General features: G+C 58.7%; 16 protein-coding genes. 10 read left to right on the forward strand and 6 right to left on the reverse strand.

Annotated elements, in window-relative coordinates; genetic code table 11:
* The first annotated feature begins 98 nt into the window (after positions 1 to 98).
* Complete coding sequence (locus CKW11_RS08205) at positions 99 to 752, forward strand: hypothetical protein (RefSeq protein WP_095137131.1); 654 nt, start codon at positions 99 to 101, stop codon at positions 750 to 752.
* A gap of 116 nt (positions 753 to 868) precedes the next feature.
* Here the strand turns inward: CKW11_RS08205 and CKW11_RS08210 are convergent, their stop codons facing one another.
* On the reverse strand, positions 869 to 1,888 hold the full coding sequence (locus tag CKW11_RS08210; RefSeq protein WP_256582032.1) for a PliI family lysozyme inhibitor of I-type lysozyme: 1,020 nt from the start codon (positions 1,886 to 1,888) through the stop codon (positions 869 to 871).
* Positions 1,889 to 1,891: 3 nt separating this feature from the next.
* Positions 1,892 to 2,245, reverse strand: a complete 354-nt coding sequence (locus tag CKW11_RS28815) for a lysozyme inhibitor LprI family protein (RefSeq protein ID WP_256582033.1) — start codon at positions 2,243 to 2,245, stop codon at positions 1,892 to 1,894.
* Between the two features lie 211 nt (positions 2,246 to 2,456).
* On the opposite strand from CKW11_RS28815, the gene CKW11_RS08215 reads away from it, so the two are divergent.
* The 4 genes from CKW11_RS08215 (at position 2,457) to CKW11_RS08230 (ending at position 7,758) form a co-directional block, all read left to right on the forward strand.
* Positions 2,457 to 4,061: a tetratricopeptide repeat-containing response regulator gene (locus tag CKW11_RS08215; RefSeq protein ID WP_095137132.1), complete on the forward strand. Its 1,605-nt coding sequence runs from the start codon at positions 2,457 to 2,459 to the stop codon at positions 4,059 to 4,061.
* Positions 4,058 to 4,750 carry a sensor histidine kinase KdpD gene (locus tag CKW11_RS08220; RefSeq protein WP_095137133.1) on the forward strand — a complete coding sequence of 231 codons (693 nt, stop codon included), beginning with the start codon at positions 4,058 to 4,060 and terminating at the stop codon, positions 4,748 to 4,750. Before CKW11_RS08215 ends, CKW11_RS08220 begins: the two co-directional genes overlap by 4 nt.
* Before the next feature lie 314 nt (positions 4,751 to 5,064).
* Positions 5,065 to 6,306, forward strand: a complete 1,242-nt coding sequence (locus CKW11_RS08225; RefSeq protein WP_177439992.1) for a glutamine synthetase family protein — start codon at positions 5,065 to 5,067, stop codon at positions 6,304 to 6,306.
* 69 nt (positions 6,307 to 6,375) lie between these two features.
* Complete coding sequence (locus tag CKW11_RS08230; RefSeq protein ID WP_095137135.1) at positions 6,376 to 7,758, forward strand: MFS transporter; 1,383 nt, start codon at positions 6,376 to 6,378, stop codon at positions 7,756 to 7,758.
* A gap of 178 nt (positions 7,759 to 7,936) precedes the next feature.
* On the opposite strand, the gene CKW11_RS08235 is transcribed toward CKW11_RS08230, so the two are convergent.
* The 4 genes from CKW11_RS08235 to flgA all read right to left on the reverse strand — a co-directional run bounded on the left by CKW11_RS08235 (position 7,937) and on the right by flgA (position 10,540).
* Positions 7,937 to 8,683, reverse strand: coding sequence for a flagellar brake protein (locus CKW11_RS08235; protein ID WP_095137136.1), 747 nt, complete (start codon positions 8,681 to 8,683; stop codon positions 7,937 to 7,939).
* 92 nt (positions 8,684 to 8,775) lie between these two features.
* Positions 8,776 to 9,243: a flagella synthesis protein FlgN gene (locus CKW11_RS08240; RefSeq protein ID WP_027612275.1), complete on the reverse strand. Its 468-nt coding sequence runs from the start codon at positions 9,241 to 9,243 to the stop codon at positions 8,776 to 8,778.
* A gap of 48 nt (positions 9,244 to 9,291) precedes the next feature.
* Entirely contained in the window at positions 9,292 to 9,618 is a 327-nt protein-coding gene (gene flgM, locus CKW11_RS08245; protein ID WP_007917589.1) for a flagellar biosynthesis anti-sigma factor FlgM, read from the reverse strand.
* A 160-nt stretch (positions 9,619 to 9,778) separates the two neighbouring features.
* Positions 9,779 to 10,540 carry a flagellar basal body P-ring formation chaperone FlgA gene (flgA, locus tag CKW11_RS08250; RefSeq protein WP_095137137.1) on the reverse strand — a complete coding sequence of 254 codons (762 nt, stop codon included), beginning with the start codon at positions 10,538 to 10,540 and terminating at the stop codon, positions 9,779 to 9,781.
* A gap of 82 nt (positions 10,541 to 10,622) precedes the next feature.
* Here flgA and CKW11_RS08255 point away from each other — a divergent pair, with 82 nt between their 5' ends.
* From CKW11_RS08255 to flgD, 5 genes are all read left to right on the forward strand, one after another.
* Positions 10,623 to 11,555, forward strand: a complete 933-nt coding sequence (locus CKW11_RS08255) for a chemotaxis protein CheV (RefSeq protein WP_095137138.1) — start codon at positions 10,623 to 10,625, stop codon at positions 11,553 to 11,555.
* A 46-nt stretch (positions 11,556 to 11,601) separates the two neighbouring features.
* Positions 11,602 to 12,429, forward strand: a complete 828-nt coding sequence (cheR, locus tag CKW11_RS08260; RefSeq protein ID WP_007963053.1) for a protein-glutamate O-methyltransferase CheR — start codon at positions 11,602 to 11,604, stop codon at positions 12,427 to 12,429.
* A 367-nt stretch (positions 12,430 to 12,796) separates the two neighbouring features.
* A complete protein-coding gene (flgB, locus tag CKW11_RS08265) occupies positions 12,797 to 13,204 on the forward strand; it encodes a flagellar basal body rod protein FlgB (protein ID WP_007917581.1) in 408 nt (135 codons plus the stop codon).
* 3 nt (positions 13,205 to 13,207) lie between these two features.
* Complete coding sequence (flgC, locus tag CKW11_RS08270; protein ID WP_007963049.1) at positions 13,208 to 13,651, forward strand: flagellar basal body rod protein FlgC; 444 nt, start codon at positions 13,208 to 13,210, stop codon at positions 13,649 to 13,651.
* Between the two features lie 15 nt (positions 13,652 to 13,666).
* Complete coding sequence (gene flgD, locus CKW11_RS08275; protein ID WP_095137139.1) at positions 13,667 to 14,392, forward strand: flagellar hook assembly protein FlgD; 726 nt, start codon at positions 13,667 to 13,669, stop codon at positions 14,390 to 14,392.
* Positions 14,393 to 14,400 lie beyond the last annotated feature (8 nt).

Here is a 14,400-nt window from a genome sequence, read left to right on the forward strand (position 1 = left end):
ATAAACGTGAATTTGCGCGGATCAGCTCGGGCATACCCTTTCAGATGGCTCGAACCGAGCTTATTATCTGCGGCCCATTTTGGTGATGGCTTTTTGAGATGAAGAACCCGAACCCGTACGCGGCTGGATTCTATGCGTTGCTTTTGGCGTTGATAATTATTTGTATCAGCATCTTTTGGTCTATCTGGACTAATGGCAAGGCAGGTAGCACGCAGGATGCTTTCACTTTTGTTAGCTCGTTTTCATCTCTGGCCCAAGCTCTCACAGCGTGTGTTTTAGCAATACTCGCTTATCAGGGCTTAACCAGTTGGAAGCAGCAGCTCATTCACGGCAAGGCTATCGTGGTTGTTTGGGACGCCAATCTAGCCTTCAGTACTGTTGAAGCCAGCATTCTCAGACTCTGTAATAAGTGGAGCTTGGGCGCGCCTGAGGCTAGATCAGAAGAGGTCATGAAGGTGTTGAAAAATGACCCACTAGCAAAGCAGCTGGAAGCGTTTGGAGAGCAGTGTCTAATTCTTGATAGGGTGGTAATTAAGGGCAATGAGTGGGTAGCTCGCTCCGAGAAACTCATGTCTTTAATTGGTCAGCTTGCGGTCGAGGTCCACAAGTCACCGTATCACCCTAAGAAAGGTCTGTTGGGCTTTCTCACCAGCAGAGTGGATAAGACCGTAGATGAGGTCGCTCATCAGCTAGAGTCGTTGATGGAGCTCATAAAGTCAGATCTTCAGGTTCTTGACAGAAAGTATTCGTAGCGACCTTAGCCCTTGTCCTCTGCAAGAGGGCGTAGTGAAGATTCAGGACCTGCGCGACTTGAATCAATACATGAGTGCAGGAATTACCAGCACTCAATGAGATTGAGATCTTTCGGCTAGTTGTCGCCGTTTTCCTCGAACTTGCCAATTGAGGTGCTGACCCCGCTCAGTTGGCGACGTCCCTTGACCTCGTAGGTACGTCCGCCGTCTTCCGGGTCTGGCTTGCGCACGGTCATTTGCGCAAATAACCCATCCTTCTCGCTGTAGGCGCCGAACCAATTGTTCATCCGGCCGATAAAACACTCCTTGCCAATGATCACCGGGAAGTCGGCGACTGACTCGATGGCGTAATAGCCGGCTCCGTAGCTGTAATATCCCTCGGTGTCAGTGGCCGTTGGTGGAATCGGGCAGATCGGTGTTCTCTGCTCGCTGGCCTGGGTCTGATTTTCAGTCACATGAGTCAATGCTTGGTTGAGTGACTGGTGCAGTGCTGGCTCCAGTTTGAACGTCACGCTGTTGTCTTCATTGTGTTGAGTCCGAGGAACGCTAAGTTGGTAGCCGTAGCGAACCTCGACGATGGGTACGTCGTGGTTGATTTGCAGGGGACTGAGTAAATACACCCGATCAACTCCGTAGGCACCGGCGCGATAGGCCGCGTAGATCTTGCCGCGAAGGTTGATCCAGTTGACCGACTGGTTGGCGCCACGGTCATTGGTGGAGTAGAGCGAGCCGCCAATGGATTCGCCGTCGGACGACGGGGTCCTGCGGTTGAACTTGTCGCCGTCACGGCGAAAGGTCTCGACGAACGTGTACAGGCCGGTGCCGCCGGTGTAGGTCTCGACAATCAGGTCACGTTGCCGGTCACCGTCCAGGTCAATCAAGGTAAACATAGTCCGGCCCAGGGCCGTATCAGCGTCGAACTCGGTGGCGCTCAAGGCCTTCCATTCGTCTTGGGAAACACCTTTGGGCCGCGTCTTGGGGAAGTGCGTTTTGTCTGAGAATTGATCGGCGTCCGGGTCAGCGGAAAACGTGGTTCCAGGGCTTTTCAACGACAGTGAGGCGAGTGTCCGTTCCAGGGCAAATTGCGGATCAGTTTTGCTCGCAGCCCGAATACTGTTTTGCAGGTCATCCAGCACTTGTTAATCAACGCCATCCGGTTGATGGGCGGCGGACTGTGTCCACTGCGCTTGCAAAAGTTGCAGGCGCTCGCGATAGCGCAAATCCAGGCAGGTAACATCCTCGACGCATTCATTGCGTGTTTTCAACCAGCTACGTTGCGTTTGCTTCAGGTCCGGTTGGGCTTGCGCGGAGGTGTTCATCAGTTGCCGATAGAGCATCCCCAACTGCGCATCCAGGTCATGCAACCCTCTATTTGCGCAAATCGTCTTTTCGACGGTATTCGAAGCTTTTGCACAATCCATTCCAGCCGCCATCGCCTGCTGGAAAAACAGCAGCGCACAGGCGGACACGATGCAACGTCCTTTGATGTACACGAGATAAACCTTGTAGGGGGAAAGGTGAGTCGGTGCGCAGGTTAATCGCTGCGCGAGGAATCTTGAAGTGTCCGCTTCAGAGAACGTCACTTGTGGCCGATAACCCACTCGGTGACTTAAAAGTCGCGTGAAATCGCTTGATAGCATTTGGCCGGCAGCTATCATCTGCGCGCCTGAAATTGCCCTCACTTCAATTGCCTGGAAATCCTCGATGCTGTCGTATCACCAAAAGAGTTTTCTGATCGTCGATGATTTCTCGGATTTCCGCAGTTCCGTCCGCTCGATGCTGCGCGAACTGGGGGTCAAGGATGTGGATACCGCCGATACCGGCGAGCAAGCGCTGAAGATGTGTGCGCAGAAGTCCTACGATTTCATCCTGCAGGATTTCCATCTCGGCGACGGCAAGAAGAACGGCCAGCAGGTGCTGGAAGATCTGATGTCGGAAAAGCTCATCAGCCATGAAGCGGTGTTTGTCATGGTCACGGCCGAGACCAGTCAGGCGATGGTGCTCAGTGCGCTGGAGCACGAGCCGGATGCGTACCTGACCAAGCCGTTCAACCGCTCCGGCCTGGCGCAGCGCCTGGAGCGTCTGGAGCAGCGCAAGACGTTGCTCAAACCGATTCTGCAAGCCCTTGATCGCGGTAAACCGGTCGAGGTGCTCAATGCCTGTATTGCGCTGTGCAAGCAGGACATCCGTTATTCGCCGCTGTGCCTGCGTTATCGCGCCGATGCGCTGCGCGATATGAATCAGAACGAAGCCCTTGAACGCCTCTACGACAGCATCATTGCTGATCGGCCGTTGCCGTGGGCGTTTGCCGGGCTGGGCAAGTTGCTGTTCAAGCGTGGGCAAGTGGCGCAGGCCAAAGATGTCTACGAAAAAGCGCTGAAAGTGTTCCCGATGATGCCGGCGTTGTACGACGGCATGGCCGATGTGCTGGTCGCCGAGGGCGACACCAAAGGCGCGCAGCGGGTGCTGGAGGAGGCGATTCGTTTGTCGCCGCTGGCGGTGCGCCGGCAGGCGTTGCTCGGCAAACTGGCGATGACCAACGAGGATTTCGACACCGCGTCCCGGGCCTATCGTCAGGCGGTGGCGCAGGGCGCGCAGTCGCGTTTCAAGGACCCGGAAAGCAACCTCGGTCTGGCCCATGCCTTGATCAGCAAGGGCAGTGAGCGCGGGCTCGATACGCGCACCCGGCTGGAGATCAACACCACGCTCAGCGCCGTCGCCAAAGAGAATCCGTCTGACCCCGGCCTGCAGATTCGTGCGCGCCTGATGAAGGCCACCAGTCTGCTGCTCAACGATGCCGAGACCGCCGACAAGCTCACCGAACAAGCGCTGATGCGCCTCGACGGCATGGAGCAGTTCATGAGTCCCGAGGCGGCGCTGCTGGTCGCCAAGCAATTGCAGATGCTCGGTCAGGCCGAGGCGGGCACTTCGATGCTCAAGAGCTGTGCGGAGATCTACGGCGACGACCCGGCGGTGATGAAAGACATCGCCAAGCTCACCGACGACCCGACTATCCTCAGTTCGAGCAACGCCGCCGCCGACCTCAACCGTCAGGGCGTACGCGTGTACAAGACCGGCAACCTGGTGGAGGCCCGCGAGGTGTTCCGCAAGGCGCTGAAGATGCAACCGAAAAACATCAGTATCGCGCTGAACATGGCCCAGTCGCTGCTGCACGGCACCGACACCAGTGTGCCGTCGGCGGAGCTGGAAGAATGTCGGGCCTGCCTGAAAATGGTCGGCCTGATGCCCGACACCGACGCGCGTTTTGCGCGTTATCAGAAGCTGAAAAGCAAGGCGTTTGGCGAATGAACCAAGACGAGCAGGCTCTGGATTTCTCCACGGTGATCGCCTCCACCGTTCACGACATGAAGAACTCGCTGGCGATGCTGATGCAGGCCCACAGCCAGTGGCTGGCGCGCTTGCCCGAGGGGCAGCGCGCAGGAGCGGAGCAGGGCGTGATCGACTTCGAGTTCGCCCACCTCAACGGCATGCTGGTGCAGTTGCTCGGGCTGTACAAACTCGGCGTCAACCAGTTGCCGCTGCAACCGGCGTATCACGAGCTGGATGATTTCATCGAGGCGCAACTGGCCGCGCATCAAGAGGTGTTCGCCAGTCGCGGGATCATTGCTACCTACGAAGTCGATCCGCTGAGCCCGCTGGGTTTCTTCGATCGCGAATTGGTTGCCTCGGTATTGGGCAACTGCATCAACAACGCCATTCGTTATGCCCGCGAGTCGCTGCTGATTACCGTCAGCGACGAGGCCGGGCAACTGGTACTGAGCATCAACGATGACGGCGACGGTTACCCGGCCGAGATGCTCGAGCGTCAAGCCGATTACGTGCAGGGCATCAATCACGGCAGCGGCAGCACCGGCCTGGGCCTGTATTTCGCCAATCGCATTGCTGCTTTGCATCAGCGCAATGGCGTGGTCGGGCACACCGAAATTCGCAATGGCGGGCCGTTGGGTGGCGGGGTGTTCAGCCTTTATCTGCCGTGACTCGACACTGCCCCCTGTAGGAGCTGCCGCAGGCTGCGATCTTTTGATCTTGTCTTTCAAAAGCAACATCAAAAGATCGCAGCCTGCGGCAGCTCCTACAGGGGGAATGTAAGGCGGTTTATTTTGTTTGACGCTGCTTGATATTCCGAACAGCCGGAGCCTATTTTGTACGGGTCGCCGTTCGCGGCTCGCACAATAACAAGGATTGCGTCATGACAACCGATGGCCAGCGTTCACTCGCGCAGCGACTGACCGGCATTGATGAGATTGAATGTGTCACGCCGGATTTGAACGGCGTGCCGCGCGGCAAGGTGATGACCGCCGAGGGTTTTCTCGAAGGGCGGCGTTTGCAGATGGCGCGGGGTGTGCTGCTGCAATGCATCATGGGCGGTTATCCGCCGGCGCGGTTTTACGGTAGTGATGACGGCGATCTGGCGCTGGTGGCCGAGCCGAGCATGATCCATCCTCTGCCATGGAGCGACGAGCCACGTGCCCTGGCCATCTGCGATGCCGACGAACTGAGCGGCGAAAGCTCCAACCTGTCGACCCGCGGTCAATTGAAGAAAGTCATTGCCCGGTACGCCGCACGCGGTCTGGCGCCGGTAGTGGCGACCGAGCTGGAATTCTTCGTCTTCGCGCCGAACACTGATCCGACCCAGCCGTTCCGTCCGCCAGTCGGCCTCGACGGACGTCGCGAGGATGGGCAGTCGGCCTTCAGCGTCAGTTCCAATAACGGTCTGCGGCCGTTCTTCAGTGAAGTCTATAAATGCATGGCCGCCCTCGGCCTGCCGCGCGATACCTTCATGCATGAAATGGGCGTCAGCCAGTTCGAGATCAATCTGCTGCACGGTGATCCGCTGTTGCTGGCCGACCAGACCTTCCTGTTCAAACACCTGCTCAAGGAAGTCGCGCTCAAGCATGGTCTGAGCGTGGTGTGCATGGCCAAGCCGCTAGCGCACACGCCGGGCAGTTCGATGCACATTCACCAGAGCCTGGTCGAGATCGCCACCGGCAAGAATGTGTTCAGCGACGAGGACGGCCAGCCGACCGCGATGTTCCGCCATTTCATCGGCGGGCAGCAAGCGGGCATGGCCGATTTCACTGCGCTGTTTGCGCCGAACGTGAACTCCTATCAGCGTCTGTGCCACCCGTATGCGTCGCCGAACAATGCCTGCTGGTCGCACGACAACCGCGCCGCAGGGCTGCGGATTCCGGCCAGTTCGCCGGTGGCTCGTCGCGTGGAAAACCGCTTGCCGGGCGCCGACGCCAACCCGTATCTGGCGATTGCCGCGAGTCTGGCCGCCGGCTTGCATGGAATCGAGCATGAGCTGGAACCGACTGCGGCGATTCAGGGCGAATTCGAAGTGCCGGACAATCTTTCGCTGCCGTGTACCTTGCATGCCGCACTCGAACGTCTGAAACGTAGCCAATTGGCCAGGGAACTGTTCGGACAGGAGTTCATCGAAGGCTACATCGCTTCGAAGACCATGGAGTTGACCAGCTTCTTTGATGAAATCACTCCCTGGGAACGGCGTGTTCTAGCAGCCCAGGCCTGACTAACTGTCGCCGTCGGGCTATCGTCTGGATAGCCCGATACTCACTGCAAGGAGCCGCTCGGAACGCCGATGCGCCAAATCTGGAAATCCTTTCGAGCGCTGTATTTCGCCTCGCTGATGATGTTGATCGGCTCGGGCCTTCTATCTACTTACCTGGCGTTGCGCCTGGCCGCTGACAATGTCGACGGGCTGTGGGTCGGTGCGCTGATGGCGGCCAACTATTTCGGCCTGGTGCTGGGCGGCAAGATCGGTCACCGCTTGATCGCCCGGGTCGGACACATTCGGGCGTATTCGGCGTGTGCCGGGATCGTCGGCGCGGCGGTGCTCGGGCATGGCCTGGTCGATTGGCTGCCGGCGTGGCTGGTGCTGCGGACCATCGTCGGTCTGGGCATGATGTGCCAATACATGGTGATCGAGAGCTGGCTCAACGAGCAGGCCGACGCCAACCAGCGCGGTCTGGTGTTCAGCGGCTACATGATCGCTTCGTATCTGGGGCTGGTGCTCGGTCAGTTGATTCTGGTCATGCATCCGGGCCTCGGTCTGGAGCTGCTGATGCTGGTCGCGCTGTGTTTTGCCCTGTGTCTGGTGCCGGTGGCGCTGACCCGCCGGATTCACCCGGCGCCACTGCATCCGGCACCGATGGAACCGCGCTTCTTTATCAAGCGGGTGCCGCAGTCGTTGAGCACGGTGCTGGGCGCCGGCTTGATCATCGGCTCGTTCTACGGTCTGGCGCCGCTGTATGCGTCGCAGCAGGGGCTGTCGACCGAGCAGGTCGGTCTGTTCATGGGTAGCTGCATTTTTGCCGGACTGCTGGTGCAGTGGCCGTTGGGCTGGCTGTCCGATCGTTATGACCGGGCGCTGCTGATTCGCTGCTTTGCCGGGTTCCTCGCGGTGGCGGCGTTGCCGTTGGCGATCCTGCCGCAGGTGCCGCTGGAAGTTCTGTTTGTCGTCGGGTTCATGTGTTCGCTGGTGCAGTTCTGCCTGTACCCGCTGGCGGTGGCGTTCTCCAATGACCACGTCGAGGGTGATCGCCGGGTGTCGCTGACGGCGATGCTGCTGGTGACCTACGGGGTTGGCGCGAGCATCGGCCCGTTGCTGGCCGGGGTGCTGATGAAGCTGTTCGGCAGCCAGAGCCTGTATGCGTTTTTCAGTTTCTTCGCGCTGGTGCTGGTGTGGCGCATCCGCCCGAAAGCGGTGACCAATCTGCATCAGGTCGACGACGCGCCGCTGCACCACGTGGCGATGCCGGACAGCATGTCCAGCTCGCCGCTGGTGGCCGCCCTCGACCCGCGGGTGGATGAGCAGGTGGTGCAGGAGCAGATGCAGACCACGGTTACGCCGGAACCGGAACCGGAGCCAGAACCCGAAGTGCAGCCTGAAGCGGCGGTGGAAACTGATCCGGCTGATGAGGGTGATAAACCAGCACCGGATATCAGTGGGGCCAGACCCTGAAATGTGGGAGCGGGCTTGCTCGCGAAGGCGGCGTGTCAGCCAGCATCAATTTTTAATGTCAGGCCGTATTCGCGAGCAAGCCCGCTCCCACAATGGATCTCCAGTCGCCGCGAGATTCAATCGCGCATAAAAAAGGGCAGTCCCGCCAGGGACTGCCCTTTCTATTTGCTCGTACGAATCACATATCGTCTTTATCGAACCGGCGTGCTTCACGCTGCAACTGATAGACGAAGCGCTCGACATTGCGCGCCGCCTGGCCACTGATGTTGTGAAAGCGCAGGCCGGCGAAGGTGATGTTGAGCTTTTCTTCGAAGTGCAGATAACGCAGTTCGACCGAGATAGGTTGATTGCCGAACAGCGGGGTGGCGATCATGCGGTCGTAGACCTGACCCAGTTGCAGGCGGTCGGTGATGTCGCCTTCAAAGCGCAGCTTGCAGCCGGTGGCGGAAATATCCAGCAGTTTGCCGTTGATTGGCGCCTTGAGCTTTTCGCCGCCGAGTTCGACGCTGACCAGATCGGTCAGCTTCAGGGCTGCGCGAAAGGCGTTGCGGCGCTGGTGGTAAACCACTTCGGTCGGCAGCTCGCCGGTGTAGAAGCGATCGCCCTCGGACTCTTCAATGTTCAGCGTACCGGTGCATTCCCAGGCGATGCGCACGCCATCGTGGAAACCTTCGACCTTGAACGGTTCGCCCGCCAGCAGAAAACGCTCGCCATCGCGCGGGATCATTTCATCCAGGGCAATCGTTGCCGTTTCCCGGTCAACCTTGATCAGGTAACTCTGGAAGCGCTGACTGCGCTCGTGGAACGTGATGATCAGCGGGTCGTGGCTTTCTTGCAGCTGGCGCAGGTTGCTGGAGATTTCCAGGGGCGTGGTCAGCACCTTTGGGGGCTGCGGACTGTCATCCGCGCTTAGGGCGTTTGGCACGTTTTCTCAATCTCCAGACAAAATTTGACTACGGCTAGCCAGCATTTTGCCAGCATGTTTCGCGGGTTGATAGTGCAGGCACATCGAATGGCTCACGCCTGGCTGAGGGTGCGCGGCTTGGTCGGTTTGGCAAATGTGCCAGAAGCGTCATACAGCGCTGGCGGCTCGCCCCCGGTGAGGATTTTCAGTTGATTGGCCGTGGCGGCCTGTTGAATCTGGATCGACTGGCCGTTTTTCACATTGGCGGCCTGGCACTGGGCAATCAGGTCGGTCAGTACATCGCTCTGGGACAGCAACTGATCGCCAATGCTCGACTGGCTGGCCAGTTGCTCCAGGCCCTGACGGTCGAGCGGCAGGTTGAGGCTGGCAAGGATTTCGCTGCGCTTGCGGCCATGCTGTTCAAGCAGAATGATCAATGCCTGTTTGCGCGCCAGAATGTCTTCGAGCAAAGGCATGTCACGACCGTGCAAAGCGAGGGACTCGGTTTGCAGCAACTCCAGCAATTGTTGAGCTGGAGCAAAGTCGTCGGTGATCAGTTGCAATAAATTAGTGTCGTGCATGGCTGGCCTTGGGTTCTAAGCGTCCAAAAGCCTGGCGCCGGCAAAAGCCTAGCGCTGGGCTTCGAAGTTGAGCAGTTTGCTGGCTACACGGTTGCTGTCGACTTTATAGCTGCCATCGGCAATCGCTGCTTTCAACTCGGCCACGCGGGCTTTGTCGACGGCAGGCTGATCGCGCAGCTTGTCAGTGACCTTCTGCAACTGTTGAGCCTCATTGCTGAGGTGTACCGATTCCCCGCTTTTTGCGGTACTGGCCGTTTCGGCCTGGGTATTCAGCGGCGCGGAGGTGCCGGATTCGGCGGTTTCCTTGGCGTTGCTGGTACGTGTACTGCCCGTAAGTGACGAGGAGCTGTTCAGACGGCTGAAATCGATGACCATGTTAAAAACCTCTGGGAATTTGGACGCTTGCCATGTTTTCGGCCATTCCCTGGAAAACTTTAGGCTCACTTTGCAATGAGCTGCATGTGCCGAAGCGTGTCCTGCTGCGGCACAGTTTAGGGAAGCGTCGGGGCTGGCGCCAGTTTTCTGCGAGAGCGTTTTACATGGCCACTTCCACCTGGCCCGGCGCAACGACTTGCGCCTTGATCACACGGTTGGAATTGAGGTTTTTCACCCGAATCTGTTCTTTCAGACCGCCGTTGGCCAGGGCTTCACCGGGCATGCGCACGGCGAGCGTGCCGCTGCGGGCGGTGATGACCACTTGATCACCTTTGCGCACCACTTCTGCCTGTTCCAGATGCACCAGAGTAATGACCTGATCGGCGACCGTTGGTCGGGTTAATTTCTGCCCGATCGCCTCGTCTACCGAGGTCAGGAAACCTTGATTGATCACACTGACGTCGCGCTCGCGCAAGGTCACGTCCTGCGGCCCGATAATCCCGGCGCGCTTGAGCGGACGGGTGGTGGTGACAATCTCGCGAAACAGGCGGACTTGAGCGGGCACGAACACCGTCCACGGCGAACTTCCTTCGCACCGGACCTTGACCGTAACCCGGCCCAGCGGCCGCGCCGGGCTCTCCAGCGAGGCTGTCAATTCCTTGTCGCACATAGGCATGCGCATGCGCGGGTCGAGCTGGTTGACCTCGATTTCGTAGCGGCCTTCCGTTTGACTGGTAGCCAGATAGTCTTCTACGGTGAACTCAAGAAAGCCCTGAGTGACGCCGATAAGCATGTCAGGCAAGGTAACCGTATCAGCACCGGCAGGGCTGCCAGCGAAGAAAAAGCAGACGGCAGACACCGCGCACAGCGCTTTGCGGGTGCGGTAGGTCAGGCGTCGAAAAAATGTCGTTTGAGCGTTCATACGAGTTAAAAAGCAAGCGCCGTGCCGTTTAGCAATGAATGTGCGTCGCAACAACACTTGGCGTTGGTGTAGGAGTCTGGGCATGGCTGGTGTAATGGATTCGGTGAACCAGCGCACGCAACTGGTGGGGCAGAATCGCCTGGAGCTGTTGTTGTTCCGTCTCGACGGCCAACAGCTCTACGGAATCAACGTGTTCAAGGTGCGGGAAGTGCTGCAATGCCCGTCGTTGACGTTGATGCCCAAGTCCAGTCCTGTCGTGTGCGGGGTGGCGAATATCCGGGGGGCGACCATTCCGATCCTTGATCTGGCAATGGCGACTGGTTCCGGGGCGTTGAAAGACAAGAACAGTCCGTTCGTGATCATCACGGAGTACAACACCAAGACCCAGGGTTTCCTGGTCCGCTCGGTGGAGCGCATCGTCAACATGAACTGGGAGGAGATCCATCCACCGCCCAAAGGCACCGGGCGCGATCACTACCTGACGGCTGTGACTCGGGTCGACAATCAGTTAGTCGAAATCATCGATGTCGAGAAGGTGCTGGCGGAAGTGGCGCCGACGCCTGAGGCGATTTCGGTCGGTGTGGTCGATGTCGAAACCCAGAGCAAGGCGTTGTCGCTGCGGGTGCTGACGGTCGATGACTCGTCGGTGGCGCGCAAGCAGGTCACGCGTTGCCTGCAGACGATCGGGGTCGAAGTGGTGGCGCTGAACGACGGCAAGCAGGCGCTGGATTACCTGCGCAAGCTGGTCGAAGAGGGCAAGAAGCCGGAAGAAGAGTTCCTGATGATGATTTCCGACATCGAGATGCCGGAGATGGACGGGTACACCCTGACGGCGGAGATCCGCAGCGACCCGCGCATGCAAAAGCTTCATATCATCCTGCATACTTCGTTGTCGGGGGTATTCAATCAGGCGATGGTCAAGAAAGTCGGTGCCGATGACTTCCTGGCCAAATTCCGTCCTGATGACCTGGCATCCCGGGTAGTCGACCGGATCAAAGCAGCAGATATCAGCTAGGGGCCTTTTGTCCCTGGCGGTCAACACGATTTAAGAGGCGGCATCATTGTCTACGGGTAATTTGGATTTCGAACAATTCCGGGTCTTCCTGGAAAAAGCCTGTGGCATTTTGCTCGGTGAAAACAAGCAGTACCTGGTCTCGAGCCGTCTCAACAAACTGATGGAGCAGCAAGGCATCAAGTCCCTGGGTGAGCTGGTACAGCGCATCCAGACCCAGCCGCGCAGCGGTTTGCGCGAGCAGGTGGTCGATGCCATGACGACCAACGAAACCCTGTGGTTTCGGGACACCTATCCGTTTGAAGTCTTGAAGAACAAGGTGCTGCCCGAGGCGATCAAGGCCAGTCCCAACCAGCGTCTGCGGATCTGGTCGGCGGCGTGCTCGTCGGGTCAGGAACCGTATTCGCTGTCGATGTCGATCGATGAGTTCGAGCGCAGCAACCTCGGTCAGTTGAAGATGGGCGTGCAGATCGTTGCCACGGACTTGTCCGGCAGCATGCTGACCAACTGCAAGACCGGCGAGTACGACAGCCTGGCGATCGGCCGCGGTTTGTCCGCCGATCGTCTGCAGCGCTACTTCGATCCGAAAGGGCCGGGGCGCTGGGTGATCAAGGCGCCGATCAAGAACCGGGTGGAATTCCGTTCGTTCAACCTGCTCGACAGCTACGCGAGTCTGGGCAAGTTCGACATCGTGTTCTGCCGCAACGTGCTGATCTACTTCTCCGCCGAGGTGAAGAAAGACATCCTGTTGCGCATTCACAGCACGCTGAAGCCGGGCGGCTATCTGTTCCTTGGCGCTTCCGAAGCGCTGAACGGTTTGCCGGATCATTACCAGATGGTCCAGTGCAGCCCGGGGATCATTTACCAGGCGAAGTGATTGCATCGGCAATACGAAAAAACGGCGGGCCCGCAAAGGCCTGCCGTTTTTTTGTGCCTGAATTATCTCCCTCACACACCACAAATCCCCTGTGGGAGCGGGCTTGCTCGCGAAGGCGGTGTGTCAGGAAAACAAATATTGACTGAGATGACGCCTTCGCGAGCAAGCCCGCTCCCACAGTCGTACGGTGTCGGTGGGAGGGGGCAGGCGGCAGAAAAGCGGCATCTGGCGGAAACCGTTTGCCGCTTTTCTGGCATTGCCGCTTTGCCGATTCCTCGCAAAGCCCCGGTTTACGGGGGGTCTTCTGATTGGCACGGCGCTTGCTAAAGCTCAGTTACGAAAAACCGGTCACCCGAAGGTTCCCGACATGAGCATCAGCTTCGATAAAGCGCTCGGCATTCACGAAAAGGCATTGGGCTTCCGCGCCCAGCGTGCCGAAGTGTTGGCCAACAACATCGCCAACGCCGATACCCCGAACTACAAGGCTCGGGATCTGGACTTCTCCAAAGTGCTTGAAGCACAGACCCAGAAGAACGCCAACGGCACCATCGCCCTGAACATGACCAACAGCCGTCACATCGAAGCTGAAGGCCTGGGCAATGGCGACGAGTCGCTGATGTATCGCACGCCGATGCAGCCTTCGATCGACCAGAACACCGTGGACGCCCAGCTTGAGCAGTCGAATTACGCGGAAAACGCGGTCGGCTTCCAGGCCAGCTTCACCCTGCTCAACAGCAAATTCAAAGGGCTGGTGTCAGCCCTGCGCGGAGAGTAATCCATGTCCCTGTCCAGCGTTTTCAACATTGCCGGCAGCGGCATGAGCGCACAAACCACGCGTCTGAACACCGTGGCTTCGAACATCGCCAACGCCGAAACAGTCTCGTCGAGCATCGACCAGACCTACCGCGCCCGTCACCCGGTGTTCGCCACCATGTTCCAGGGCGGCCAGAACACTGGCAGCAACTCGCTGTTCCAGAGCCAGGACGCCGCAGGGCAGGGCGTGCAGGTACTTGGCGTGGTCGAAGACCAGAGCAACCTCGAAGCGCGCTACGAGCCGAACCATCCGGCCGCTGACGCCAAGGGCTACGTCTACTACCCGAACGTCAACGTGGTGGAAGAAATGGCTGACATGATTTCCGCGAGCCGTTCGTTCCAGACCAACGCCGAAATGATGAACACCGCCAAAACCATGATGCAGAAGGTACTGACCCTCGGTCAGTAATAAGGGGCGACTGCCATGAGCGTTACCGATACCACCAGCAGCCTGAGCATGAATGACATCCTGGCGAACTCGTCGAAAAAGACCAGTTCGACCACCGGTGGCATTGCTTCGGCCACCAACAGCGCCACCGGCGGCCAAGCGCTGGGCAAGGACGCGTTCCTGCAACTGCTGGTCACCCAGCTGAAAAACCAGAACCCGCTCGATCCGCAGGACAACAGTGCCTTCGTAGCACAGTTGGCGCAGTTCAGCAGCCTTGAGGGCATCACCACCCTCAACAGCACCGTCAGTTCGCTGGCCGGCAACTACAGCTCCTCGCAAGCCCTGCAGGCATCGTCGCTGGTTGGCCGTAACGTGATCGTGCAGACCAACACCGTTCAATTGGACGACCCGAGCAAAGGCATGACCGGTTCGGTCACCGTGCCGTCGTCGATTGCCGGTGGCACCGTCAGCATTACCGACAGCAGCGGCACGGTGGTTCGCACCATCGATCTGGGCAGTCGCGCCGCAGGCAGCGCAAGCTTCACCTGGGACGGCAAGGACAAGGACGGCAATCTGGTGAAGACCGGTACCTATACCGTCAAAGCCAACGCATCGATCAATGGCACCGCGACCGACCTGGCAACCTACCTGCCAGCCACGGTCAACAGCGTGACCATCAGCCAGACCGGTGGCGAGCTGATGCTCAACCTGTCCGGCAAGGGCACCGTCGCCCTGTCCAAAGTACAAACCATTGGTATATAGAGCCGACT

Source organism: Pseudomonas sp. Irchel s3a10 (assembly GCF_900187525.1).
GTDB lineage: Bacteria > Pseudomonadota > Gammaproteobacteria > Pseudomonadales > Pseudomonadaceae > Aquipseudomonas > Aquipseudomonas koreensis_G.